The organism is Stutzerimonas sp. VN223-3 (assembly GCF_045999685.1).
Classification (GTDB): Bacteria; Pseudomonadota; Gammaproteobacteria; order Pseudomonadales; family Pseudomonadaceae; genus Stutzerimonas; species Stutzerimonas stutzeri_AR.
On sequence record NZ_RBEC01000001.1, the window covers coordinates 1212031 to 1238215 of the forward strand.

At 60.1% G+C, this 26185-nt stretch carries 20 protein-coding genes; 12 read left to right on the top strand and 8 right to left on the bottom strand.

Annotated features, from left to right (window positions below):
• The first annotated feature begins 107 nt into the window (after positions 1 to 107).
• The gene (gene pcaD / locus D7241_RS05575; RefSeq protein ID WP_408100648.1) at positions 108 to 896 is read left to right on the top strand and encodes a 3-oxoadipate enol-lactonase; all 789 of its coding nucleotides are present in this window, start codon (positions 108 to 110) and stop codon (positions 894 to 896) included.
• Between the two features lie 75 nt (positions 897 to 971).
• Here pcaD and D7241_RS05580 read toward each other — a convergent pair whose 3' ends face one another.
• From D7241_RS05580 to D7241_RS05595, 4 genes are all read right to left on the bottom strand, one after another.
• A complete protein-coding gene (locus D7241_RS05580; RefSeq protein WP_408100649.1) occupies positions 972 to 2231 on the bottom strand; it encodes an OprD family porin in 1260 nt (419 codons plus the stop codon).
• 568 nt (positions 2232 to 2799) lie between these two features.
• A complete protein-coding gene (locus D7241_RS05585) occupies positions 2800 to 4527 on the bottom strand; it encodes a tannase/feruloyl esterase family alpha/beta hydrolase (RefSeq protein ID WP_408100650.1) in 1728 nt (575 codons plus the stop codon).
• 490 nt (positions 4528 to 5017) lie between these two features.
• Positions 5018 to 5434, bottom strand: coding sequence for a hypothetical protein (locus tag D7241_RS05590; protein ID WP_255975640.1), 417 nt, complete (start codon positions 5432 to 5434; stop codon positions 5018 to 5020).
• Between the two features lie 289 nt (positions 5435 to 5723).
• Positions 5724 to 6149: a VOC family protein gene (locus tag D7241_RS05595; protein WP_181103922.1), complete on the bottom strand. Its 426-nt coding sequence runs from the start codon at positions 6147 to 6149 to the stop codon at positions 5724 to 5726.
• Positions 6150 to 6263: 114 nt separating this feature from the next.
• Between D7241_RS05595 and D7241_RS05600 the strand changes: the two genes are divergently transcribed.
• On the top strand, positions 6264 to 7148 hold the full coding sequence (locus tag D7241_RS05600; protein ID WP_408100651.1) for a LysR family transcriptional regulator: 885 nt from the start codon (positions 6264 to 6266) through the stop codon (positions 7146 to 7148).
• A 67-nt stretch (positions 7149 to 7215) separates the two neighbouring features.
• Here the strand turns inward: D7241_RS05600 and D7241_RS05605 are convergent, their stop codons facing one another.
• Both D7241_RS05605 and D7241_RS05610 read right to left on the bottom strand, forming a co-directional pair.
• Positions 7216 to 8433, bottom strand: coding sequence for an MFS transporter (locus D7241_RS05605; RefSeq protein WP_408100652.1), 1218 nt, complete (start codon positions 8431 to 8433; stop codon positions 7216 to 7218).
• A gap of 228 nt (positions 8434 to 8661) precedes the next feature.
• A complete protein-coding gene (locus D7241_RS05610; protein WP_408100653.1) occupies positions 8662 to 10620 on the bottom strand; it encodes an alkyl/aryl-sulfatase in 1959 nt (652 codons plus the stop codon).
• A 119-nt stretch (positions 10621 to 10739) separates the two neighbouring features.
• Here D7241_RS05610 and D7241_RS05615 point away from each other — a divergent pair, with 119 nt between their 5' ends.
• The 4 genes from D7241_RS05615 (at position 10740) to D7241_RS05630 (ending at position 15886) form a co-directional block, all read left to right on the top strand.
• Complete coding sequence (locus D7241_RS05615) at positions 10740 to 11660, top strand: LysR family transcriptional regulator (protein WP_408100654.1); 921 nt, start codon at positions 10740 to 10742, stop codon at positions 11658 to 11660.
• 162 nt (positions 11661 to 11822) lie between these two features.
• Positions 11823 to 13364 (top strand): AMP-binding protein, encoded by a 1542-nt coding sequence (locus D7241_RS05620; protein ID WP_408100655.1) that lies wholly within the window; start codon positions 11823 to 11825, stop codon positions 13362 to 13364.
• A 12-nt stretch (positions 13365 to 13376) separates the two neighbouring features.
• Positions 13377 to 14540, top strand: coding sequence for an acyl-CoA dehydrogenase family protein (locus D7241_RS05625; protein WP_408100656.1), 1164 nt, complete (start codon positions 13377 to 13379; stop codon positions 14538 to 14540).
• Between the two features lie 56 nt (positions 14541 to 14596).
• A complete protein-coding gene (locus D7241_RS05630; protein ID WP_408100657.1) occupies positions 14597 to 15886 on the top strand; it encodes an MFS transporter in 1290 nt (429 codons plus the stop codon).
• A gap of 2 nt (positions 15887 to 15888) precedes the next feature.
• On the opposite strand, the gene D7241_RS05635 is transcribed toward D7241_RS05630, so the two are convergent.
• Entirely contained in the window at positions 15889 to 16827 is a 939-nt protein-coding gene (locus D7241_RS05635) for a LysR family transcriptional regulator (protein ID WP_408100658.1), read from the bottom strand.
• 202 nt (positions 16828 to 17029) lie between these two features.
• Here D7241_RS05635 and D7241_RS05640 point away from each other — a divergent pair, with 202 nt between their 5' ends.
• Together D7241_RS05640 and D7241_RS05645 are read left to right on the top strand one after the other, a co-directional pair.
• Positions 17030 to 18877: a DUF1302 domain-containing protein gene (locus D7241_RS05640; protein WP_408100659.1), complete on the top strand. Its 1848-nt coding sequence runs from the start codon at positions 17030 to 17032 to the stop codon at positions 18875 to 18877.
• Between the two features lie 13 nt (positions 18878 to 18890).
• The gene (locus tag D7241_RS05645; RefSeq protein ID WP_408100660.1) at positions 18891 to 20249 is read left to right on the top strand and encodes a DUF1329 domain-containing protein; all 1359 of its coding nucleotides are present in this window, start codon (positions 18891 to 18893) and stop codon (positions 20247 to 20249) included.
• 142 nt (positions 20250 to 20391) lie between these two features.
• On the opposite strand, the gene D7241_RS05650 is transcribed toward D7241_RS05645, so the two are convergent.
• Complete coding sequence (locus tag D7241_RS05650; protein ID WP_408100661.1) at positions 20392 to 21396, bottom strand: LacI family DNA-binding transcriptional regulator; 1005 nt, start codon at positions 21394 to 21396, stop codon at positions 20392 to 20394.
• 154 nt (positions 21397 to 21550) lie between these two features.
• On the opposite strand from D7241_RS05650, the gene D7241_RS05655 reads away from it, so the two are divergent.
• The 4 genes from D7241_RS05655 (at position 21551) to D7241_RS05670 (ending at position 26124) form a co-directional block, all read left to right on the top strand.
• Entirely contained in the window at positions 21551 to 22711 is a 1161-nt protein-coding gene (locus D7241_RS05655) for a Gfo/Idh/MocA family protein (RefSeq protein WP_408100662.1), read from the top strand.
• Positions 22712 to 22720: 9 nt separating this feature from the next.
• Entirely contained in the window at positions 22721 to 23794 is a 1074-nt protein-coding gene (locus D7241_RS05660) for a sugar phosphate isomerase/epimerase family protein (RefSeq protein ID WP_408100663.1), read from the top strand.
• A 45-nt stretch (positions 23795 to 23839) separates the two neighbouring features.
• Positions 23840 to 25078: a nucleoside permease gene (locus tag D7241_RS05665; protein WP_408100664.1), complete on the top strand. Its 1239-nt coding sequence runs from the start codon at positions 23840 to 23842 to the stop codon at positions 25076 to 25078.
• 206 nt (positions 25079 to 25284) lie between these two features.
• Entirely contained in the window at positions 25285 to 26124 is an 840-nt protein-coding gene (locus tag D7241_RS05670; RefSeq protein ID WP_408100665.1) for an AraC family ligand binding domain-containing protein, read from the top strand.
• The last annotated feature ends 61 nt before the right edge of the window (positions 26125 to 26185 follow it).

Here is a 26185-nt window from a genome sequence, read left to right on the forward strand (position 1 = left end):
ATCACCGCATACACGGTCTTTGATGGATTCCTCATGCCGCGGCACGCCGCAAGCCTATCTTTTTCGCTCTTGCGATTACCTTTAGATCGACTTTCTGGAGATTCCCCATGCCCACCGTAAAACTCGCCGATGGCGAACTGAATTACCGTCTCGACGGCCCGGTCGATGCGCCGGTACTGGTGCTGTCCAACTCGCTGGGCACCGATCTGCACATGTGGGATGCACAGATCCCCGCCTTCAGCGGACACTTCCGCGTACTGCGCCATGACACCCGCGGCCACGGCGGCTCTGCCGTCACGCCGGGGCCGTACCGCATCGAACAGCTCGGCCAGGATGTGTTGGGGCTGGTGGATGCGCTAGGCATCGACCGTTTCGCCTTCTGCGGGCTGTCCATGGGCGGCCTGATTGGCCAGTGGCTGGGCATCCACGCCGGCCAGCGGCTGACGCGACTGGTTATCTGCAACACCGGCGCGAAGATCGGCACCGACGAGGTCTGGAACGACCGCATCGACACCGTGCTGAAAGGTGGCGAGCAGGCCATGCGCGACATGCGCGATGCCTCCATTGCACGCTGGTTCACGCCGACCTTCGCTGAGCAGCAACCCACACAGACGAGCCGCATCACCCAGATGATCGCGACCACTTCACCGCAAGGCTACGCAGCCAATTGCGCGGCGGTGCGCGACGCTGATTACCGCGATCAGCTGGGTACGATCAGAGTGCCGACACTTATCGTCTGTGGCAGCCAGGATCCGGTGACCACTCCCGAGCATGGCCGCTTCATGCTGGAGCGCATCGCCGATGCGAAACTGGTCGAGTTCGATGCTGCTCATTTATCCAACGTCGAGGTGGGCGATCGCTTTACCGGGCGTGTTCTGGATTTCCTTCGCGGTTGATTTGAACGAAAAAACCGGGCCGCAACAGGCCCGGTAAAATCAACGAGGAGGTGAGCTCTCAGTGGCGCTGCGTTGTCACCACAGCGCCATGGTGTAGCTCAGGATCAGCCGGGTTTCGTCCAGATCGCTGCCGAAGTTGCTGCGCACGGTAGCGTTACGCACCTTCAGGCCGAGGTTCTTCAGCGGTCCGCTCTGAACTACGTAAGCGATGTCGGTATCGCGTTCCCATTCCTTGCCTTCACCGGAGCGGCCGACAACGTTGACGTTGTCGCCGGTCACGTAACGGGTCATCAGGCTCAGGCCAGGGATGCCCATAGCGGCAAAGTCATAGTCATACCGAACTTGCCAAGATTTCTCATCTTCGTTGCCGAAGTCATTGATCTGCAACAAGTTGATCAGCGAATTATCGCCGCCGCTGATGTAGGCAAAACCGGTGTCGCCACTCATTTTCTGGTAACCGCCGGTGAAGCCATGGCCACCGATCTTGTATGTGAAAAGCGCGCCGAAGGCATTGTTGTCGACGTTGCTGCCGCCGTCATCGGTAGAACGCACATAGCGCAGGTCTGACTTGAAGCTCTGGTTGTCACCGATCGGCAGCACATGTATCAGGTTGACGTTGTGCTGGTCATAGATCCCGTCCAGCCCGCCGTAGTAGTAGCTGCCGGTCAGCTCGGGTGAGAACTGATAGCGCCCGCCAGCGAACACGAATTCATCGCTACTGGTCGTGTTACCCAGATCGATGTTCCTCGCGCCGCTGTTGAATACGACCATCTCTTCGTAATCCGAAGAGTCGCGATAGCGGGTGCGGTCGAGCATACCCAGATCAAGAGTGAGGCCTTCGACTTCCTTGCTCTGCAACCAGGCGCCGCGGTAAATATTGGGCAGCAGGCGGCTGTCGTTGCGCATCACCACCGGGATGATCGGCTGCAAAGTACCGACGTGGAGCGTCGTATTGGACATCTTCGCTTTGGCGGTCAGACCTGCCGTGCCGTAATCGTCCTGGGGCTGATTGGACGAATCCCTCTGCAAAATACCGGTACCTGAGCGGTCCTGGCTGGAATCAAGCTTCACGCCGAGCAAGCCTAGGGCATCCACGCCGAAGCCGACCGGGCCTTCGGTGTAGCCGGACTCGAATTTAAGGATAAAGCCCTGGGCCCATTCCTCAGCCTTGGCCTGGGTCGACTCGCTGCCGCGGAAATCGCGGTTCATATAGAAGTTGCGCAGCTCTACGGCTGCCTTGCTGTCATCAATGAAAGCCGCGTTGGCTGGCCCGGCGATGCCCAGAGCAGCGCCTGCACAAAGCAGATGCCGGATGGTTTTGCAGTCATGTTGCATGGGTGCTTCCTCTTATTTTTATCGGTTGTAGTGTTGCGGGTAAAACAGGGGGCGAAATTGTTCCCGCAGCTGGCTAAGCCGTGCTGGGGTCAGGGAAAGTTGATCGAGTGCTGCGAATGGCGAATGAGGCCTGATGGGCGTGCATGTGCGGGCAGTCCTTTCAGTTCTTGTTGTTTGAAAGCGCGCTCTGTGGCGGCACTGACGTCTGCAAAATTACGAGACGTCAGAGCTGTTGAGCGAAAGGTGTGCCAGCCCGGCACTGACTGTGGTCGAAATCGTGCACGCAGCTGGAACTCGCGCGCTAGAGCCTTCAGCCCGGCAGGCCAGCAGGCACGTGGGCGGCGGCTATGCTGATCGGGATGTCCGTCAGGTTGGACATGTTCAAGAGGGCAGGCGGCTTTAAGGTTCCGATGTCAGATTGACTGGACCGTCGTGGCAACGCTGCCGGGTTTCAGCGCCGCGATACATCAGCAGCACCGGTACGCTGCACGACCCGCTGTATCGTGGGATGGGCGCGCGAACCATCATTTGCATCGTTCGATGCTCTACGCCCATCCCGCGAACCCCTTTAGTGCCGGCCTTTCTGGCTCTTCACACAGACGAAGCTCGACGCTTTATTCACGTCGCGCTTGCCTACGTATTTCGGCCAGGCTGGGTACTCACACAATGGACGGGTACGGCCTGGCACCGCGGCGGTGTCGGCGACGATCTGTCGTTTGGGTGCGATACCCTGTTCAACCCAGTTCTCCAGCGCCGTCAGCGAGTCCCAGGACGCGTTGAATACCGTGCTCGCCGCATGGGCATAGCCGGGGATCTCGTAATAGCGCATGAAGCGCCTGGTCTGGCCGACGCCCATGTCCCGCTGCACGCGCTGGTAATACTCGGCCGTGGCACGGGTACTGACCAGCTGATCCGAGGTGCCATGGGCCATGAGGATCTTGCCGCCGTTGGCGACGAAGGCCGACAGATCGGTCTCGTTAACGTCCTGACGCAGCGACAACGCATCGACGCGCGTCTGCCAAGGGCCGAGGTTGGTTGGGTCCAGCGTCAGCGAGTTGAACGTCGGGTTGCGCGTAATGAAATAGCGCACCCATTCATCCCAGAAACCCGAATGGTAGGGCGCGCCCTCGGCGAAACCGGTGCCGTGTACCGGCATGGGGTAATCCGGCTGCAAAGTGTTCAGGCCCAGCCGGTTGACCACCAGCTGCAGGCCAGTGCCGGGACGGCCAAGATCCGTACCCCAGGTGTTGAAGCCGGGATAGCCACGCTCGCCGCTGGCCAGCGGTTGGCTGAAACGGATCGGCGTATTGAACACCTTGAGCGCATTGATTTGCGCATCCGATAGGCAGCTGTCACCGGTATCGGCCCCGCCACGACAGCGCAGCGGACGGCCATTGAGCTTGGCCTTGGCCGGGTCGAACCAAGCGTTGCAGGCGGTCTGATTGCTGATCACCCGGTCGCGCACGCCATCCAGCCCATCGCATGCCTGCATCGACGCTTCAAGCAGCGCGGCACGCTTTTCGAGGCTTGGGAACGCACCTGGCGCGGCCAACGCACGGGTGATGCGGCCGAACTGCAAATCCAGCGCCGCCGCGTTGTAAGCAGGGTAAAGCACGATTGCACCTTGGAAATCCTTCGGCCATTGCTGCACCACCGCCAAGGCTTCGCGCCCACCAGTCGAGCCGCCGGCAAAGTAGCTGCGGGCGGGCTGGCGGCCATAACGCTGTTCGATGATGAACATCGCCGTGTCGCGGGTTTTCTTCAGCGCGTCGTGGGCGTAGTTGGCGAGCGCTTCTTCATTCCACGCGAAGTCGCCGGGATTGACCGGATTGGCGACGTGTCCCGAATCGCTGGCAAACACCGCATAGCCACGGCCCAGCGGCGTCGGCTGATCGACCGGGCCGGCCGGGACGTTGCCCGCGACGTTGGGGACGGTGCCGTTGTAACCGCCACCGCCATACATCATCGCCTTGCTGTTCCACTGCTCCGGCAGAACGATGCGCATCTTGATGGTCGGTGCGCTCGGGTCGACCGGGGCGATTTCGACGTTCAGATCGCAATGAGCGCCGAAGGCTTGCGGTGCGGTGCCGCCAGCGGGTACCGCGGTTGCCGATATCACCCTGGCGCCGGAGGTTGGCAGGGCGATGGCGGCAGCTGGAACCTGGGCTCCGGCCAGCTCGCTACAACTAGCAGCCAGCGCGGGCTCGGCAATCGCAGCCGCCAGCAAGGCAGGGGCGGCCAGCAGTAGACGCGACGCTGCCGAGCGGCGTGCGATATGTGCACGGGTTGCTTTCATGAGGGCTTCCTTCTTGTTGTTGTTGTCGTGCCCGTGGCAACCGCCACGAGGCGAGTGCGCCTGAGCGAATGGATACGGCAGCGACCAGGCTCGTCAGCCGGAGCCAAAGGCGTGCCAGAGCGCGGGACATGGATGCGTTAGGCGATGATCGGTCGGCTTGCGCCGCGCGCGCCGCTCTGCCGAGAGGATCGTCCCGCTAGGCGTGCTGGATGGCTCACGCGCGGGTGTCCAGCTCCGGAGACAGCATGCTTCCGAGCATGTCCGCGATACTGGACGCGTTGTCTGAAGCGGCAGACATTACCTTTGCGTTAATCACCGAAGGTAGCGATCAGCAGAGCGACCCGATCGGTACTGCGGCGTGAGTGACGAAAGTTTTGGATAGAGCAGGAGAGGTCGGGTGCGCATATTGGATGTGCTGCTACGAGCAGATGCTGCCGTTTGCTGCGGGAACCGACCAGGAAGACTTGGCATTCGGCAGCCGGAGCGGCCATTAATGTCCCGCCAGATCCTGCTGCGGTTCCGGTTCCAGTACAGCGATGGTCTGGTCGCTGTGCCTGAACGACACCAACGCCGTTAGCCAGGCCTGTAGAAGTGATGAATTAGCCTGCTGGCTGCGCATCGCGATAGAAATAATCTCCCTTGCGATCGTCACCATCGCGCCCTTGGTTCCCAGAAAATGCCAATTGAACCAGCCGTCGCCGTAAGACCACGGCGTCGCCTGCCCCGGCGCAATCGGAATGTAGACCTTGAGCGAGAGGTCGAAGAGTACCTCCGGCTTTGAAATGATCACCAGCTTCACGTCCGTTACCTTGCGCAACCAGTAGCGATGGTCGAAGCGGCCTCCGGTCAGCGCAGCAGAGTGGCTCAGGGCATCGTCGATCAAGGCTCGGTTATCGATGAGTTGCACGATGAGGGCTCCCATATGCAAGTTGGCGGTACCGACCCCGTGATCCCTTGCGAGGCGCAAAGCGGGTTAAGGGGGCCGGCTGACAGGCTCCGAGCGAGGCCAGCACCATAGACGCAGGTCTCGCTTGGCATACCGGGTTATCGGTCCGCTGCCGTTTTTGTTTAGCGAGTATGGGAAGGTTTTTCGGGGCGCCACGAGCCGATGGCTGAGCATCTTCCTGCTCGCAGTTAATGCCTGCGAGAGAGGACTAAGGCAGTCCATTTCGCTTCAGAAAAGGCGATACCGGCAATCATTTAGCGAACAGCTGACTCATGTCCTTGAATGCCTTGAATTCCAGCGCGTTGCCGCATGGATCGAAGAGAAACATGGTGGCTTGCTCGCCCACTTGGCCTTGGAAACGCACATAGGGCTCGATGACGAACTGAGTGCCCAGCGAGCGCAGACGTTCGGCGAGCGCTTCCCACTCCGGCCAGCTCAGCACGATTCCGAAGTGCGGCACGGGTACGTCATGGCCGTCCACCGCATTGGTGTGCGCAGCATCCTGGGACTGGGTCTTGGGATGCTCGTGGATCACCAGCTGATGCCCGTAGAAATCGAAATCGACCCAATGGTCGGAAGAGCGTCCTTCAGCGAGTCCGAACACCTCGCCGTAGAAATGGCGGGCGGCTGGCAAGTCGTAAACAGGGATCGCGAGGTGGAAAGGTGAAAGGCTCATCAGAGGTTCCTTCTGGGGAGGGCTGGGTGACGCCATTCTTGCTGTTTGTCGTATGGGCAAACAGCGGATATCTTTTGATTCGAGCCTCAAAAAAATCGATCGATAAGGGTCCTCATGATTCGCGAACTCAAAACCTTCCTGACCATAGCGCGGTGCGGCAGTTTTGCGGCTGCGGGCAACAAGATCGGCCTGACCCAGTCGGCAGTCAGCGCCCAGATCAAGAACCTTGAGGACGCGTTGGGCCTTCGTTTATTCGATAGAACAGGGCGTTCGGCCAACCTCAACGCGGCGGGTTTGCGGGCGCTGCCGCTGGCCGAGCAGATTATTGAAACCTTCGCCCTTATGGGTCAGCCGGAGTCGGTGGACGACTACCGTGGCGAACTACGCATTGGCGCCATCGGCACGGTACAGACCGGGTTGTTGCCGCCAGTTCTGCTGCGATTGTTGCGGGAGGCGCCAGGCGTGGAGCCCAAGCTGGCGCCAGGCGTTTCGCTGAACCTGCTGTCACAGATCGATGCAGGCGAAATCGATCTGGCGGTAATGATCCGCCCGCCGTTTGCGCTACCGAAGGAGCTGCACGCCGAGCTGATCCAGCAAGAGCCTTTCGTGCTGATCACGCCGCTGAAGATCGAGGGCGACGACCCGTTCAAGCTACTCGTAGAGCATCCTTTCGTGCGCTACGACCGCAGCTCCTTCGGTGGCCGCCAGGTGAGTCAATTCCTGCGCAAACACCATCTGGATGTGCGCCCAGGGCTCGAACTGGACGAGCTGGATGCCATCGTCAAGATGGTTGAAAGCGGCCTGGGCGTGGCGCTGGTGCCAAAGGCCGGGCTGTGGCTCGAACGCACGCCAACGGTCCGCATCATTTCCCTCGGCAGTGCCACCTTCTACCGCGAGCTGATGCTCGTCAGCCGCCACAGCGCGCAGCGACTGCCGTTGCATCAGCTGTTTCGGCGCTGCTTGTGGGAGGCGTTAGAGGAGAGAAGCTCGGTTTCATGAGGTAGGTTCGACAGCAGGCTGAAGGTCGCTTGCCGCCGATTGCTTCGTTCAACGACCTCGAAGTCCCTCAGGCTTTTTGGGTTCTTGGTAGGAAGATCGCCAACACACCAAACAACGGCAGGAACGAACACAGGAAGTACACGTATTCGATGCCGTGAATGTCCGCCAAATGCCCCAGCAATGCCGCGCCAATCCCGCCGAAACCGAACATCAATCCAAAGAACACCCCGGCGATCATCCCGACATTACCCGGCACCAATTCCTGGGCATACACGACGATAGCCGAGAACGCCGAGGCGAGGATGAAGCCGATGACAACGCTCAGGACGCTGGTCCAGAACAGGTCGACGTGAGGCAGAAGCAGCGTGAACGGCGCCACGCCAAGGATCGAGAACCAGATCACCGCCTTACGGCCAATCTTGTCGCCGATGGGTCCACCGAAGAAGGTTCCCGCAGCAACCGCACCTAGAAACAGGAACAGATGCAGCTGGGAGCTGGCCACCGACAGATCGAATTTCTCGATCAGGTAGAAGGTGAAGTAGCTAGTGAAGCTGGCCATGTAGAAATACTTGGAGAACACCAGCAAGCCGAGCACGGCCAACGCGCTCATCACCCGACCTTTCGACAAGCCATGAGTCGCCGCCTGACCTTGTTTGAGTTTGAACAGGCTCAAGTGGTTGGCGTACCAGCGGCTGATTCGATACAGCACGAACAGCGCAAACACGGCGAACAGCCCGAACCAGGCCACGTTGCCCTGACCGTACGGAATGATGATCGCTGCAGCCAATAGCGGCCCGAACGCCGAGCCCGCATTGCCGCCAACCTGAAAGGTCGATTGCGCCAGCCCGAAACGCCCACCCGAAGCCAATCGCGCGACGCGAGAAGCTTCAGGGTGAAAGGTCGAAGAACCGATACCGATCAACCCCGCCGCCAACAGAATCAACGAGAAGCTACCGACCATGGACATCATCACAATGCCGATCAAGGTGCAGACCGTGCCGGCCGGCAATAGCCATGGCTTGGGATGACGGTCGGTGTAATAGCCGACCCAGGGTTGCAACAGCGAGGCGGTCAGTTGGAAGGTCAGGGTAATCAGACCAACCTGCGTGAACGTCAGACCATAGCTGGCCTTGAGCATCGGATAGATCGACGGCAGCACCGCCTGAATCAAGTCATTGATCAAATGCGCCAGCGCTACCGCGCCGATGATGCGCATGGCCAGCGGACTGCTTTGTTGTATCGCTGGCGCCGACGCCACGTCGGCCTGGGCATTGCTGATGGACATTCGAGTTCCAGATGGGAGTACAAACGGGCGGGTGGCACAATTTGCCATTTTTCAGTGCAACAGCACCATCCCCTTAGCATCCTAATGAAATTGATTTCAGACAGCGCAGGCCGATGATTCCGGTATCGGTCCGCGAATTTGTATTCCAGATACCCAGCCCATCAGCGCCTGATGCTGAGCGCCATGTGACAGGTGCGCTGCGGGCTGAGCAGTTTTCCCGGGTCGCCGTTATCGAGGTTCGATAAGCGGAAAGTCGGGTTTGAAATCATCCATCAAGCTCAGCAGTTCGAGCAGCTTCTTAGGGTTTCCGCTGACATCAATCTCACCGGTTTTAAGGGCCTTGGGGAAGCTGTTCTGGCGCTGCAAAATGTTGTTGAGCGTCGCTCGGGTGAGCGTCACCGTCGCATCGGCGGCGTCGGCCTGAGCATTGGGTAGCCAGGTCAGCGCAGCGTTTTCCAAGTTCACCCGAAAGCGCTCATTGGTGTCGGTGAATATCCAGTTGAGCACCACGTGCTTGCCTTCGGCTTTTATGCCGTTGAGGCGGACACCGAGCAGGTCAAAGAACATTCCCGTGTCGAGCGCCTGCAGCAGATCCTTATGCAGACCCGGCTCCGTCGCCGTGGTCGGCGCCGTGCCGCGCAGATCCTGTGCGCCCGAAAGATAAACGTCGCGCCAGGGACCTGACTCGGCCTGATAGCCGAGCTGCTCCAAGGCATCCGCCGCTAGTTCCCGAGCCTCGCGCTTGCTTGGGTCGGCGAACACCGCCTGGCTCATTACCGTAGCGACCCAGCGGTAATTGCCCGCTGCGTAGTCGTTTCGTGCCTGTTTGATTACGTTGTCGATGCCGCCCATGTATTCGATGGTCTTGCGCGCGGCGTCTTGGGGCGTCGGAGGATTCAGGTTGGCAGGATTGGCGTCGTACCAGCCCAGATACTTCTGATAGACGCCTCGGACATTGTGGCGCAGGGTGCCGTAATAATCCCGGGCGGCCCACTCGGTTGCCAGGCTGGCCGGCAACTTGAGTGTTTCGGCGATGTCGCCAGGCCTGTAGCCATGATTCATCAGCCGAACGCTTTGGTCGTGAATGAATTTGTAAAGGTCTCGCTGCACCGCAAGAAAGTGGCGGCCCTGCTCCTTGCCCCAGACTGGCCAATGATGTTGGGCGATGATCACATCGCTTGTAGACCCGTACTGGTCGAGCGCTTCATCGATATAACGCGACCAGAGGCTGGCATCGCGGACCTCGGCCCCTCGCAAGGTGTAGATGTTGTGCATTTGTTGTGAGGTCAGTTCAGCGGTGTTCAGCACGCGCGCCGCCGGGAAATACATCATCATTTCCGCTGGCGCTTCGCTGCCTGGCGCGAGGCGAAAATCGATATCCACGCCATCGATGCGTTGCACACCACTCTCGCGAACGATGTCAGTCGGTGCAATCAAGGTCATCGGACCACGAGACAATCCCTTGCCTAGACCCGTATCGACGTGCCCCTGCGGGCCGACCGGCAGGTCGGTGCCGTACATGTATTTGGCGCGACGTGTCATGGCATTTCCGGCGATCACGTTCTCGCTGACGGCATGTTCCATGAAGCCTTCCGGTGCATAGACCTTCACCCGTCCCGCATCCACCTCGGCCTGGCTCGCCACACCCTTCACGCCGCCAAAATGATCGACGTGGCTATGGGTATAAATGACGGCTACGGCGGGGCGGGCAGGGCGGTGTGTCCGGTACAGGTCGAGCCCAGCTTTGGCGGTAGCGGGCGTGAGCAGCGGGTCGATGACGATCAGGCCAGTTTTGCCTTCCACGATGGTCATGTTGGCCAGGTCCATCCCACGTACCTGGTAGATGCCCTCGGTGACCTCGAACAATCCATGTATGGCATTCAGCCGAGCCTGCCGCCAGAGGCTGGGGTTTACCGATGCGGGGGCCTGCTCGCTATCGAGAAAGGCATAGCGGGCATTCGACCAGACGGTTTGTCCCTGTTCGTCGATCACTTCAGCCTCCGGCAGGGCAGCAATGAAACCGCGTTGGGCATCTTCGAAGGCACGTTTGTCGGTGAAATCGAGCTGTTGCTTGACCGCTTCGTTGGCGTCGCGAGTCGCGGTTGTCGCCGGGCGTGGGTCGGCTGAAGCGAGCGTGCTCACAAACAGGCTGGCCACCGCGATGGCAGGTAAACGGGTAAGGGGCATGACGAACTCCGAAGAAAGCTGAACGATGCCTAAACGGCTCGAATCGGGCCTTTGAACTCTGCCCTCGCTGGATTGATAATTCCAATGCAATGTTCTTTAGCTTTGGATGCATTACACGCATGAATGATCTTCGTCAGCTTCGCCATTTCGTCGCGCTTGTGGACCACGGGCACTTCTCCCGTGCGGCCGAGGCGCTGCATCTGAGTCAGCCGGCGCTGACTCGTAGCATTCAAAGCCTGGAGTCGGCGCTTGGCTGCACATTAATCAATCGTCACGGCCGTGGTATCAGCCTTACTGCGCAGGGCCAACTGGTCGAGCAGCATGCGCGTCGCCTGTTACTCAGCAGTCGCGCATTGAAGGAGGCTGTGAGGCAGATCGACAATCTCGAAGCTGGGCAATTACGTGTGGGGGCGGGCCCGTTTCCAGCGGCACGGCTCGTGCCAGAGGCGCTGGCCAGGCTGATCAAGGCGTATCCGCGCCTGGCCGTCGCAGTGACTGTCGGTGACTGGTCGAGCCTGCGTGACCGCCTGCTCGACGAGCGGATCGAGTTGTTCATTTCCGATATTCGAGAGCTCGAGACCGACGCGGCGTTGGAAATAATGCCGCTGCCGGTTCATCAGGGCGTGCTGTTCTGTAGGCCCGGGCATCCGCTGCTACGCCAGCAACGCATACGTTTTTCAGATCTGGCGGGTTACCCGCTGGCAGGGACCCAACTCCCGGAGCCGGTGGCGCAGAGTGTTCTGAGCGATACCGGGCGAGAAATGCTGAGCATCCAGTGCGACAACTTCCTGCTGTTGAAGACCATGACCGAGCAAAGCGACGCGGTCTGCATGGCGCCTCGGGATGTCGTACAGAAGGATTTCGACAGTGGGGAGCTGATGGAGCTGACACTGCTCAGCGAACGGCTGAGTCACCATTCGGCCTACGGGCTGGTAAGCCGCCGCGGGCATCGGTTGTCACCTGCTGGCGAAGCATTCCAGGCGCAGGTACAGGAGGCCGCGGCGTCGTGTTCATCGGCAATGCGTAACGGCATCGCGTGAAGTCGACCCATGTCCAGGGCGTTGTAGGACCGGATTGTCGATATGCCTGTAAGGCGCGCAAGTATCTCATTGCGGCATAGCCTGCATCCGATTGTTGTATTGGCGGCGGAAAAAGGGGGGCAGTTAGCATCGAGGCTCAAGTCTGAGTAAAGAGAACAACAATTGAACCTCGGGAAGATTTTGAGCCGCAGTGCTCTCTATTGGCCTCAGCACGAGGCTGTCGTCGATGCCTATCGTCGCGTCACGTTCGCCGAACTGGAAAAACGTACCAATCGGTTGGCCTCCGGCTTGTTGCACGTCGGTCTGCCCGCCGGTGCTCATGTCGCATTGCTCGCGCCGAACCGCTCCGAACTGGTGGAGGCGGAAGTCGCTTTCTACAAGAACGGTATGGTCAAGGTGCCGATCAATGCGCGCCTGTCCATCGATGAAATCGTTCGGGTGCTTGCGGACTCCGTTAGTCAGGCGGTGATCGCTGATCCACAATTCGCGCCGGCGCTGCAGGCCCAGCGCGCGAAGCTGCCGGCCCTCAAGTGGATCATTACGCTCGGCGCGGGCGGCGATCTTCTATACGAGCAGGTCCTGGCACACGGCGATGAGCGTCCGGTCGAGTGCGATCCGGATGACGACCAGCTTGCCGTCCTGCATTACACCTCAGGCAGTTCCGGCGTGCTCAAGGCAGCCATGCTCACCTTCGGCAACCGCAAGGCGCTGATTCGCAAAAGTATTGCCAGCCCAACGCGTCGCGCCGTTCCCGGTGATGTGATGGCTCACGTCGGGCCTATCACTCACGCGAGCGGCATGCAGATCATGCCGCTCCTGGCTGCCGGTGCCTGCAACCTGTTGATCGAGCGCTATGACGATCAGGCATTGCTCGAAATCATCCAGCGCGAGCGGGTGACCCGCCTGTTCATGGTTCCGGCCATGATCAATCGGCTGGTGAATTTTCCAGGTGTGGAGCGCTACGACCTCAGCAGTCTGCGCCTGGTGATTTACGGCGCAGCGCCCATGCCCCCGACGCTGGTCAAGCGGGCCATCGAGGTTTTTGGCCCGATCCTGGCGCAGGGTTACGGCGCGGGTGAGACTTGCTCGTTAGTGACCATCCTCACCGAACAGGACCATCTACAGGGCGACGACCATGCGCGCCTCGCGTCTTGCGGGCGAAACTATTTCGAAACGGATCTGCGGGTAGTCGACGAGAACTTCGAGGATGTCCGGCCCGGCGAGATTGGGGAAATCGTGGTGAAGGGCCCGGACATCATGAAGGGCTACTGGCAGGCACCAGAGCTTACCGCTGATGTCATGCGCGACGGTTACTACCTCACCGGCGACCTCGCTACCGTCGATGAGCTTGGATACCTATTCATCGTCGATCGCAAGAAGGAAATGATCATTTCTGGTGGCTTCAACGTGTACCCCAGCGAAGTCGAGCAGGTGATCTACAGCCTGCCTCAGGTGTTCGAAGCCGCAGTGGTCGGTGCGCCGGACGAGCAGTGGGGCGAGTCGGTGCGCGCGGTGGTCGTGCTCAAGCCCGGTGCAGAACTGAGCGAGGTGCAGATCATCGAGCACTGCGGCCGCCATTTGGCCGGCTTCAAAAAACCGCGTGGCGTCGACTTCGTCGCCGAACTACCAAAGAACCCCAACGGCAAGGTGGTGCGCCGACTGGTACGTGAGTCGTACTGGCAGCACAGCGAGCGACGGATTTGAACGGAGATGGACATGATCGAGCCAAGTGAAAAAGCCCAGCACCTGATCGCTGGCCTCAAGCGCTTCATCGAGGACGAGATCAAACCCCTCGAAGCGAGAGAAAACCTCGGCTGGGGAAGGCCGCACCCGAAAGAGGCGCTGCGGGATGTTTGGAAACGCTCTTGTGAATTGGGCTTTTACAACGTCATGTTGCCCGAGGCGCTCGGCGGCGCGGGCCTCAGTGTCGTGGATCTATGCGCGCTGAAGGAAGCCGCATTGCTTACCGGTTCGGCGCTGGCGCCGCACGTGCTTGGTGAACTGAGCGGGCCGCCGCGGATTGGGCATTTGTTCAAGGTGGCCAGCGAAGACCAGATCGAGCGGTTGCTCCGGCCGGTTTGTCGCGCTGAAAAGGCTGTGTGCTTCGCACTCACCGAAGCGGAAGCTGGTTCGGACGCCAGTGCGATCAAGACCCGCGCTCGGCTGGACGGCGATAGCTACGTGCTCAACGGCACCAAGCGCTACATTTCCGGCGCGCCCTACGCTGATTTCGCCGTGCTGATGGCCAAGACCACCGATAGCAACGGCGTGGATGGGGTGACGGCATTTTTTGTCGATCTGCATGCGCAAGGCGTCACCGTCGAGACCGACTACCAGGTCATGTCCGGCCCCGGCAGCCATGGCGATATCGTCCTGCACGATGTCCGCATACCGGTCGCCAATCGCATCGGCGATGAAGGTGTTGGCTTCAAACTGGCGATGGGCCGCATCACGCTCAACCGATTGCTGCACTGCCCGACGATGTTGGGGATGGCCGGGCTGGCACTAAACCTGTCGCTTGATCATGCCCGCACACGCATGCAGTTCGGCAAGCCGATCGCCATGTTCCAGGCGGTCAACCACATGCTCGCCGACATGGCCACTGAGCTGCACGCTGCCCGCAGCATGATGTTGGCTACCGCAGCGCTCAACGACGCGGGCGGGGACATCAAGGTGCAGGCCTCGATGTGCAAGCTGTTCTGTTCAGAGACAGCGTTTCGAATCGCCGACCGTGCGGTGCAGATCCATGGCGGTTCGGGCTTGATCCAGGGCAACCCTGTCGAGTGGCTGTTCCGTGCGACTCGTATGATGCGCATCCTCACCGGCACCAGCGAAATCCAGCGCAACACCATCGCCAAGGGCATCTTGATGTCCAGCTGACGAATCCCATCGCCCCGCCATGCGGCGGGGTTCATAACAATAAATAGAGTAAGCCCATGCACAGTCTCGAACCTACCTACCGTCCACGTGCCGCCTGGACAATTGCCTGCTTGCTGGCCGTCATGATGATGGTCAACTTCCTCGACAAAGTAGTGATCGGCCTGGTCGCGGTGCCAATGATGAAGGACCTGGACCTGACGCCGACCGAGTTCGGCCTGATCGGTGGAAGCCTGCACTGGCTGTTTGCAATCTCCGCTGTGGCAGGCGGGTTCATCGCCAACCGCAAACCTGCCCGCTGGCTGTTGCTCGGCATGGGACTTTTCTGGGCGTTGATCCAAATCCCGATGCTCTTCGTATCGTCCCTGTGGGCGATCATTGCCTGTCGTGTCTTGCTGGGGATAGGCGAAGGTCCGGCCTCTCCGGTCGCGACTCACGCGCTCTACAAGTGGTTTCCTGATGATCGGCGCAGCCTGCCCGTAGCGCTCCTTCATTCAGGAAGTGCGTTGGGTCTGTTGGTAGCTGGGGTCATGATCCCCTGGGTAAGCCTGCATTATGGCTGGCGGACCAACTTTGCGATCCTTGGGGTTGTGGGGCTGATCTGGTGTGTGTTTTGGCTCAAGTTGGGCCGTGAAGGTGAACTGGACCGCATCAGGCCCAATTTCAACAGTGGACTTGGCTCGAATCCGCTGCCGTACCGGCAGCTACTGACCAACGGCACCGTGATCAGCAATTACATCTGCCACTTCGCCGCCAACTGGTCGCTGGCATTGACCCTGACTTGGGTGCCGGCGTATTTGGAAACGGGGCTGGGAATCGACTCACTGGACACTGGACGTCTGTTCGGTCTTTTCGTACTCGTAACCACGCCGCTCAGCCTGTTCATGGCCTGGTGGTCCCAGCGCCTGATGCGTCGAGGCGTCTCCTCGAGAATCGCGCGGGGCGTATTCGTTTCGCTTTGTCTGATCGTCAGCGGTCTGTTGTCGATGGCGCTCATCCTGCCGGACCTCTCCATTGCCGTGCGGATGGCATGCATGACCTTGAGCGGCGGGCTGGCGCTGGTTATGTATTCGGTGGGTCCTGCCATGCTTGCCGAAGTCACCCCTAATTGCCAGCGCGGCAGCATGCTGGCCATTGGAAACGGCTTCGCTTCGCTGGCCGGCCTTTCTGCGCCGGTGGTGACGGGGCTTCTGGTCCAAGCGGCGGATGGCATCGATCCGTCCGGCTACGCGAAGGGCTTCGTGGTTTGCGGTCTGATCCTGATCGGGGCCGGGCTGATTGGATTGATCTTCATGAATCCTCAGAAGTCGCACGTGCAATCCGGTGGAAATTGCCCCGCTGCGGCCTGACGTCAAAGCTCGAGGGGCGGCTGGTCGCGCTCGATCAGTTGTCCCCTCCAGCGTCCTGCCTGGACCAGTTCAACCAATATCGAGCGCACCAGATCACGCATGCACGAAGCGGCAAAATTCAAAGGTCGATGTGCTGAATGCACGATGGAAACGGTACGGCGTATGCCCGGTTCGACGATGCGGCGTGCGGTGGAATGAAGGTTGTCTTCTATAGGTGGCCAGTTGGTGATGGTTGCTGCCAGTCCTGCGCGGACCAGGCTCGCTAGTCCGAGCGCAGATTGTTGTTCATAGCGAACATTCAATTCGACACCTGCTTCCATCGCAGCTTGTTCAATTCGACGACGCAGATGCAGTCCTTTGGGAGGCATAACCAACGCAGTAGCCGCCGCGTGCGCGAGCGTTATGGTATCGGCCGTGTCGTTCATGGCCTGCTCGCCGACCCAGTAAAGTTCTTCGATGAATATGGGATCGGATACCACGTCATCCAGCTCTTCTGCATTGGGCACGACACCGAAATCGACCTTGCCGAGCTCAACTGCCTGGCCGCCTTCTTTGGTCAGCCCATCGCGAATTGTCAGTTCGATATCGCTGAACTTTTTATTGGCGCGGTCGATGAGAATCGGCAATAAGAGCGAAGAAGATGTTGCGGGTATAGAGATCGAAACATGGCCCCTTGGATTTCCCTGAGTCGATTTCAATTCATCTTTTACCGAATTGACAGTTTGGATTACCGAGCGCGCCATTTCATAAAGTCTCTTGCCCGCGTCAGTTAAAACAATACCGTCGTGCTGCCTTTCCAGTAACTGTATTTCTAGTTCTTCTTCCAATAACGAAATCTGCCGGCTTAAGGCCGGCTGGGCAACATAGGCCCGGCGCGCGGCTGAAGAAAAGCTGCCAGCCTCGGTTATCGCGATGAAGTAAGCGAGCTGTTTTAAAGTCATGATGGCCTATTCGTTGATGTTATGGCTGGCATCCCAAGACGTTATTTGTCCCCGTTCGTTCTGCCCAATTACCATCCAGAACTACTAGACGGGACGGACAGGATCGAGCTCTTCAAATACTAAAGCAAAAACTATTAGTGCGGCACTGACCTTTAAATGGTTAAGGCCCTGCTCACTCGAAAAAATAAAGAGGATAAGAGTGATGGCAACTACGAGTCGTGGCCGTATATGGCCGTTTTTCATGGCGCCTTTAGCCTGTGCCGTAGGCACTGCCGCGGCGGCAGACTTTCAACTGGCCGGTGTTGACGTACAGCTGCAATCCGCGATCTCGATCGGCTCGAGCCTGTCGACCCGGGACCCGGACGCCGATCTGATGCGCAGCGCCAGTGGTGATGACGGGCGGCGCAACTATCAATCAGGCGACTGGTTCTCGAAAACCCTGAAGGGCGTACATGATCTGGAGCTGCGCAGGGGTGAATCCGGTGCGTTCGTGCGAGGCAGCTATTGGTATGACTACGCGCTGCGCGACGAGGGCCAGCGCTTCAAGGACGTCGAGGATGCAGGCCGCCAGCGCAATGCAAAATCGGCCGGGGCGCAAATTCTCGACGCCTTTGTCTACCACAACTATCAGATCGCTGATCAGCCTGGCTCGGCGCGGCTAGGCCGGCAAGTGGTTAGCTGGGGGGAGAGCACCTTCATCCAGGGTGGGCTCAATACCATCAACCCGGCCAGCCTGACCGCGTTGCGCCGTCCCGGTTCTGAAATCAAAGAAAGTCTGATTCCGGTCAACATGGTCTACGCCATCCAGAATCTGACCGACAATGTCTCGGCCGATTTCTTCTATCAGCTGGACTGGGAGCAGACCAGCCTGGACAACTGCGGCACCTTCTTTTCAAGCAATGACTACGTGGCCGACGGCTGCTCCGACTTCGATTCCGGTCCGGTGCTCACCGGGAATGCCGCGGCGGTTGCGGGCCTCACACCCTTCGGCGTCGCGCTCAATGACGAGGGCGTCCGCATTCGGCGGGCCGGTGAAGAGAACGCGCGCAACGGTGGCCAGTGGGGGATGTCGCTGCGCTGGTTCGTGCCATCGCTGGACACCGAATTCGGCGCCTACATAGCCAATTACCATAGCCGCCTTCCCTACGTGGGAACGGTTAGCAGCCCGTACTTCAGCAATACCGGCTTCGCGCCGCAACTGTGCGGCAACTTGGGGCTGCCGGGCGGCGCCTGCGCAGGTTTCCTCGGCTCGGACGCCGGCCGCTCGCTTGCCGGCGCGCTGCGGCTTGGCACCTCCGGTTACCTGTTGCAGTACCCCGAAGACATCCGAATGTACGGCCTGTCGTTCTCGACCATCCTTTCGAGCGGGACCGCGCTACAGGGCGAACTCAGTTACCGGCCCAACATGCCCTTGCAATTCAACGGCGTCGATTTGATTCAGGCCAGTCTCAACGATCCGTCACGTTCGCCTTTGTTGACGAGCGGCGCATTGGCCAGCGGAGACAGCGCCAGGTCCAACGGTTATCGCCGCAAAGAGGTAACCCAGCTGCAGGTGACCGCAACCCATGCGTTCAGCCAGATATGGGGCGCTGATCAGGTTTTCCTGATTGGTGAGGCAGGGGCGACCTATGTCGGCGGTCTGGAAGGCCGATTCGGGCCTCGCTACGGTCGCAGTAGCACCTTTGGATCAGGAGAGCTGGCGGACAATCAGGTTTGTCTGGCTAATTCTGAAACCCCGCAGCATTGCAACGACGACGGGTTCGTCACGCGCTTTTCCTGGGGCTACCGCGCCCGAATGGTATTGAGCTATGCCGATGCGTTTGCCGGTGTGGATTTGAAGCCAAGCTTTTCCTGGTCGCATGACGTCAAGGGCTACGGGCCCAACGAGGGGTCAGGTTTCAACGAAGGATCGAAAGCGATCAGTCTGGGTCTGGACGCCGCTTTGCGTGATTACAACGCCAGCCTTTCTTACACCGACTTCATCGACGGGACCTACGGGACCCGTGGCGACCGGGACTTCCTGGCCCTGAGTGTCGGCATTACCTTCTGAGCGGAGCCAACTTATGAAACAGTGCATTCACTTGCTGCGTGGCGGCCTTTTGCTGACCGCGCTGACGTTAGCTCACGCCGTCTCGGCGGCCAATGACACCCCGACGCTTGGCGAATTGACGCCAATCGGCGCCGAGCGCGCCGGCAACACGGACGGCTCCATTCCCGCCTGGCATGGCGGACTCGACAAGAACGCCGGCACCCTCGCTGACAACGGCGCGCCGAGCAATCCATTCGCTGACGAGCAGCCGCTGTTCAAAATCACCGCGCAAAACTACAAGCAGTATCAGGACAAACTCAGCCCTGGCTTGATCGCCATGCTCAATCGCTACCCAGAAACTTTCTATCTGCCCATCTACCCGTCACACCGAACAGTTGCCGTGACGGATTCGACGGCCAAGTCTGTCGAGCACAATCTGGCTTCGGCGCGGCTGGTTAACGATGGAAATGGCCTAGAAAATTTCGAAGGCGCCATTGCTTTCCCCAAGCCTAAAAGCGGCCTGGAAGTCATGTGGAACCATATCACCCGCTACCGTAAGGGCAGCTTCAAGCTGATAACGGATAGCGTGGCACCGGAGCCCAGCGGTGATTTCAGCGTGGTCACTACGGAGCAGCGCTTCACCCTGGCTGAGCATCTCACGGGGTACGAGCCGGGCGATGCCGATGATGTGTTGTTCTTCTACAGCCATCGCATTACCGCTCCGGCGCGCAAGGCCGGCGAAGTGGTGCTGGTCCATGAAACCGTCGACCAGGTGGAAGATCCCCGGCGCTCATGGATATACAGCTCGGGCCAGCGGCGGGTTCGTCGTGCGCCCAATACGGCCTACGACGCTGCCGGGCCCACCACCGCGGGGCTGCGTACCGCGGACAGTCGCGACATGTTCAACGGCGCGCCTGATCGTTACGAGTGGAAGCTGGTGGGCAAGCGCGAGCTGTACATCCCCTACAACAGTTATGATCTTGCTTCGCCCACGCGTAAATATGAAGAGTTCATCAAGCCTGGCCATGTAGACCCGAGCGTCACGCGTTACGAGCTGCATCGTGTGTGGGAAGTGGAGGCGACACTCAAGCCGGGCAAGCGTCATATTTATTCGAAACGCCACTACTTCATCGATGAAGACACCTGGGCAATTGTCGAGGCCGATCACTACGACAGCCGCGGCGAACTTTGGCGAGTAGGCGAAAATCACGGCTATTTCCATTACGGCGTTCAGGCACCGCTTATCGCCATGGAGGTGTTCTATGACCTGCAGAGCAGCCGCTACATCGCGTCCGGGCTGACCAACGAGCAGCCGAAGCCCTATGACTTCAGCTACCGAGCAAGCGCTTCGGATTATTCGCCAGGTGCGCTGCGCAGTGCAGGCTTGCGCTAGTCAGTGGCTGAAAATCGCTGGCTTTCGATGACACTGTACGGTCGAGCATTGGGCGGCTCCACCGGGCTGCTCTTGCCGTGCAGGCGCGGAAGACCGCATGGACGACATGAATACGCCGGTGTGTCATCCCAAGCGTTCAGCGCTACTTGGCAGCGGCGGCGGTGCTGCCGCGCACGATCAGGTTGTAAGGCAAGATCAGGTGAGGCGTCTTAAGGGCACGCTGTTCGAATTGCGCTACCAGCATCTCGACTGCGTGTCTTCCGAATGCTTCGGCGGGCTGGGCGATGGTCGTCAGCGGCGGGTCGCTGAAGGCAGCGAAGGGAATGTCATCGAAACCGGCGACCGACACGTCCTGCGGGACGCGCAGCCCGGACTGGCGGATACGCTGCATCGCACCGATCGCCATTTCATCGTTTTCGCAGAAGATCGCGGTTGGTCGATTCGGGTTATCGAGCAGTTGGCCGGCGGCCTCATAACCGGCCTGCAAGGTGAAATTGCCGCGGCGCAGCAGCTCAGGATCGAGCGCTATGCCGGCTTCATTCAACGCATCCTCGTATCCGGCGATGCGCTCTCGGGTCAGCGGGCTGCTTTGCGGTCCCTTGATCAGGCCGATGCGGCGATGACCCAGCGCGAGCAGGTGTTCGGTCATTGCGCGGGCCGCGGCGCGGTTATCCAGTCGAACGGTCGGGCAGGGTGGAACGTCGAGCACTTCGCAGGCGTTGACCATCGGCGGTAGCGCATTGCCGTGGAGACAGGTTTCAGCGAAGGGGTTGAACGCGCGCAGCTGGATCACGCCGTCGGCTTGGTGGGCGTGAACCAGTTCGGCATAAGCGATCTCGACTTCTTCACGGCCCAGGGTATTGCACAGCAGCACGCGGTAATCGAAGGCCTGCGCGGCTTCCTGAATACCGCTGATGACCCGAGCGAAAAACACATTGGCGATGGCCGGGACCAGCACGACGAGGTTGCGCGTCTTGCGCGAGCGGAACTGCACGGCCATCAGGTTTGGGCGATAGCCGGCCTGTTCGACCGCCGTGTGTACGCGGTCGCGGGTCTGCGGCGATACCTTTTCGGGCGTCTTCAATGTGCGCGAGACGGTAGCGACGGAAACCCCGGCCAGCTCGGCCACCTTGCGAATGTTCGGCATAACTCCTCGATGATCGACGCTAACCCTACCGGTCAGCGGTGCCTAGCGTAACGCAGCGCATCCGACTTGACAGTAAGGCTTTCGGTGCTAACTTCTGAATCAATGTAACCGGTTACATGAGAAGTGATCAAATCTGGAAAGCTGGAGCAAAAGCATGGATTCAACCGGTCGGTCTAAGGTTCGGGTGGGCATGGTGGGTGGCGGTGAAGGGGCATTCATCGGCCAGGTGCATCGACAGGCGATGCGCCTCGATGGTCATATCGAGCTGGTCTGTGGCGCCTTCAGCCGCGACCCCGAAAACAACAGGCGAAGCGGTGCGGCGCTGCATCTCGACCCGCAGCGTTGCTATGAGTCCTGGGAGGCGCTGCTGGCGGCCGAACAGGCGCGGCCGATGGGCCAGCGCATGGAATTGCTGGCCATCGTTACGCCCAATCATTTGCATGCGCCCATTGCCGAGGCTGCGTTGCGTGCCGGCTTCCACGTGTTTTCCGAGAAGCCAGCGGCGCTGTCTCTGGCGGATATGCAGGCGCTTGCAGCAACCCAGGCTGACAGCGGCCGACTATACGGACTGGCGCATACCTACCAGGGCTATCCGATGATCTGGCAGGCGCGGCATATGGTGCGGGCCGGCGCACTCGGTCGCTTGCGCAAGATCTTCGTCGAGTATCCGCAGGGTTGGCTGAGCGAGGACCAGGCAGGGCAGGGCAACAAGCAGGCGACCTGGCGCGGTGAGCCGGCTCAAGCGGGACCGAGTGGCTGCATGGGCGACATCGGTATTCACGCGTTCAACCTCGCCGAATTCGTCAGCGGCCAGCGCTTCGAGCGGCTGTGCGCCGATCTTGGTGTGCATGTCGCGGGGCGCCAGCTCGACGATGACGGTGCTGTGCTGCTCCAGACCGATGGTGGCGCAAGCGGCGTTCTCATTGCCAGTCAAGTCTGTTCCGGCGAAGAGAACGCCCTGACGTTGCGCCTGTATGGCGAGCGCGGCGGCCTCGAATGGCGCCAGGAAGAGCCGAACAGCCTGGTTCATCGCCCCCTCGGCGAGGCGCTGCGAGTGCTGCGTGCGGGTGTCGATCAGTGTTGGCTGTGCGACGACGCGCTTCGGCGTTTGCGCCTGCCCGCGGGGCATCCCGAGGGGTATCTCGAAGCGATGGCCAATCTCTATACCGATTTCGCCACCTCCATCCGCCTGGAACGCGCGCCCGAAATTCCGGGTATCGATGCTGGCCTGCGTGGCATGGCCTTCATCGAGACGGTCATCGCCAGCCATCACAGCGATGCCAAGTGGACGCCCTTCGCCGCTACCGAACGATAGGAACTCAAGATGCAGCAACCCATGACAACCAGCGGTATTCGCGGCCCGGCCATTTTCCTGGCGCAGTTCCTCGGGCCGGAAGCGCCATTCGAAAACCTGCCAAACCTTACGCGCTGGGCGGCTTCGCTCGGCTATTGCGGGGTTCAGCTTCCAACGCTCGGAACGCAGTGCCTGGATCTGCAACGCGCCGCCGAAAGCCAGACCTACTGCGACGAGCTCAAGGGAATTTGCGCAGAAGCAGGCGTGGAGATCAGCGAGCTGTCGACCCATCTGCAGGGCCAGCTAGTGGCGGTGCACCCGGCGTTCGACGGCCTGTTCGACGACTTTGCCCCGGCCGAGCTGCGTGGCAAGCCAAAGGCCCGTACCGAGTGGGCCGTCGATCAATTGCACCTCGCAGCCAAGGCCAGTCGCCGTTTGGGCCTGACCGCCCATGCAACGTTTTCCGGTGCGCTGTTATGGCCCTACATGTATCCCTGGCCACAGCGTCCGAGCGGTCTGGTCGAGGAGGGCTTCGCCGAACTGGCGCGGCGCTGGCGACCTATCCTCGATGCGTTCGAGGAAGCCGGAGTCGACCTGTGCTTCGAGATTCATCCCGGCGAGGACCTGCACGACGGTGCTTCCTTCGAGCGCTTCCTCGGCGCGGTCGACCACCATCCACGCGCGAAGATTCTCTACGACCCGAGCCACCTGCTGCTGCAGCAACTGGATTACCTCGGCTTCATCGATCGCTATCACGAACGCATTGGCATGTTTCACGTCAAGGACGCCGAATTCCGCCCGGACGCTCGTTCCGGTGTCTACGGCGGTTATCAGGGCTGGATCGATCGTCCCGGGCGCTTCCGCTCGCTGGGCGACGGCCAGATCGATTTCAAGCAGATATTCAGCAAGCTGACGCAGTACGGCTACGAGGGCTGGGCAGTTCTCGAATGGGAATGCTGCTTAAAGAACGCCGCGCAGGGGGCCGAGGAAGGCGCTCCTTTCATTCGACAGCAGCTGATCAACCGCGCCACGCGAGCTTTCGACGATTTCGCTGGCGTTGCGAGCAGCGCCTCGAAAAACCGCCGGCTGTTGGGCCTCGATTAAGGCGAATTTAACTGACACGACGTGCACTACAACAAGGACAAGACCATGAGCACACTCAATGCACGGCTGAGCCTGATGATGTTTCTGCAGTTCTTCATCTGGGGCGGCTGGTTCGTCACCCTCGGCACCTTCCTGGCCAACAACCTGAGTGCCACTGGCGGCCAGATTGGCATGGCGTTCTCGACTCAATCCTGGGGCGCGATCCTGGCGCCGTTCGTGATCGGGCTGATCGCCGATCGTTACTTCAATGCCGAGCGCCTACTCGCCATCCTCCACCTAGTCGGCGCGGTGCTGTTGTTCCAGCTTTACCGGGCCAGCGACTTCGGTGCGTTCTACCCGTTCGTGCTGGGTTACATGATCGTTTACATGCCCACATTGGCCCTGGTGAATGCCGTGGCTTTCCGGCAGATGCGTGACCCCGCTCAGGAGTTCTCGAAGATTCGGGTGTGGGGCACGGTGGGCTGGATCATCGCCGGGCTGGTGATCAGCTTTTTGTTCGGCTGGGATTCTCAGCAAGCCATCGCTGCCGGTGCGCTACGCAATACCTTCCTGATGTGCGCCATCGCGTCGGCGTTGCTTGGGGTGTACAGCTTCAGCCTGCCGAGTACGCCGCCGCTGGCCCGGCGCGAGCAGGGCGGGCTCAAGGAAGCGCTGGGCCTGGATGCACTCAAACTGTTGAAGGACCGCAGCTTCGCCATCTTCTTCCTCGCCTCGGTGCTGATCTGCATTCCACTGGCCTTCTACTACCAGAACGCCAACCCATTCCTCGCGGAAATCGGCGTGGACAATCCGACCGGCAAGATGACTCTGGGACAGATATCCGAGGTGCTGTTCATGTTGCTGCTGCCGCTGTTCATCCAGCGTTTCGGCATCAAGAAGACGCTGCTGCTGGGCATGCTCGCCTGGACGTTGCGCTATGCACTGTTCGCCTACGGTAACAACGGCGACCTGCTCTTTATGTTGGTTGCCGGCATCGCCTTGCACGGGATCTGCTATGACTTTTTCTTCGTCTCTGGCCAGATCTATACCGATGCCAAGGCCGGCGAGACGTACAAGGGTTCAGCACAAGGCTTGATCACGCTGGCCACTTACGGCGTCGGCATGCTCATCGGTTTCTGGGTAGCCGGAAAGGTCACCGATCACTTCGCGACCATGGACGGCCACGATTGGCAGAGCATCTGGCTGTTCCCGGCGGTGTTCGCATTGGGCGTCTTCCTGACGTTCCTATTCGCATTTCGCGAGCAACGGCCGGCAGGGCTCGAGACGGCTGCTAAAGTGGCTTGAATGGATCAAACGCCGGTCATCATGACCGGCGTATCCGAACCGGCGAACGCATTGCGACGCTAGGGCCCAGCGTCACGACTGGATGGATGCGGTCCGATGGCAGCCCCAACATTTGCACAAATCTTCTATGACTGACGTCCATCTCCTAACAGAATGCAGGTTAGCAGGCCTTCGCCTGTAGTCATTTCGTCATCGAAGAGCCAACCATGGGTGCCAACAGCTGGGTCGATTTGAAGCTGGATGCCGAAACGGGCATCGAGACCATTCGTGCTCATTTCGAAGGTCATGCCTACGATCCGCATTGGCATGACAGCTATCTCGTCGGCTTTACCGAGCAGGGCGTGCAGCAGTTTCACTGCCGCAAGGTGTTGCATAGCAGCACGGCGGGGCAGGCGTTTTTGCTGGAGCCCGGTGAGATTCATGACGGTCATGCTCCAGCGCCTGACGGCTTCACCTATTCGATGCTCTACCTGCAGCCGCAATGGCTCGAAAGGCAGCTGGGGGCGCTATTCGAGGAGGCGCCTGAGCATTGCCTGCCAAGCTTCGCCGAAACCTTGGCGAGTGAGCCGGATTTGGTCAATCACATCGCCCGAGCATTCCAGGCATTGCACGGCTCTGATCTGCGAATCGTCCGGCACGCGGCGCTGGATGCGCTGTTGGAAAAACTGTCTAGCCACGTTCACTGGCGGCAGAAGACGGAGCTGAACCCGCGGTTGCCTGCGGTGGCGATCAGGGCGCGGGAGTTTTTGCATGCTCACTTGGATCAGGATGTCGGTCTGGATGACCTGGCGCAGATCACCGAGGTGGATCGCTTCCGGCTGTCCAGAGCGTTCAAGGCTGCATTCGGTCTGGCGCCGCATGCCTATCTGGTGCAGCTGCGCCTCAGTCTGGCGCGCAAGCTGTTGCGTCAGGGGCTGGCCCCGGCGAGCGTCGCGGTCCAGCTGGGTTTCGCCGATCAAAGCCATCTCGGCCGCTGGTTCCGTCGTGCCTATGGTTTGAGCCCGGCGGTGTATCGCAAGCGCTGCTCAAACCTTCCAGACCGCTGACGCGCCCCGAAGGAACATGGGCAGAAACACCCACTCGGAGTTTCTGCTCATGTTTTCTATT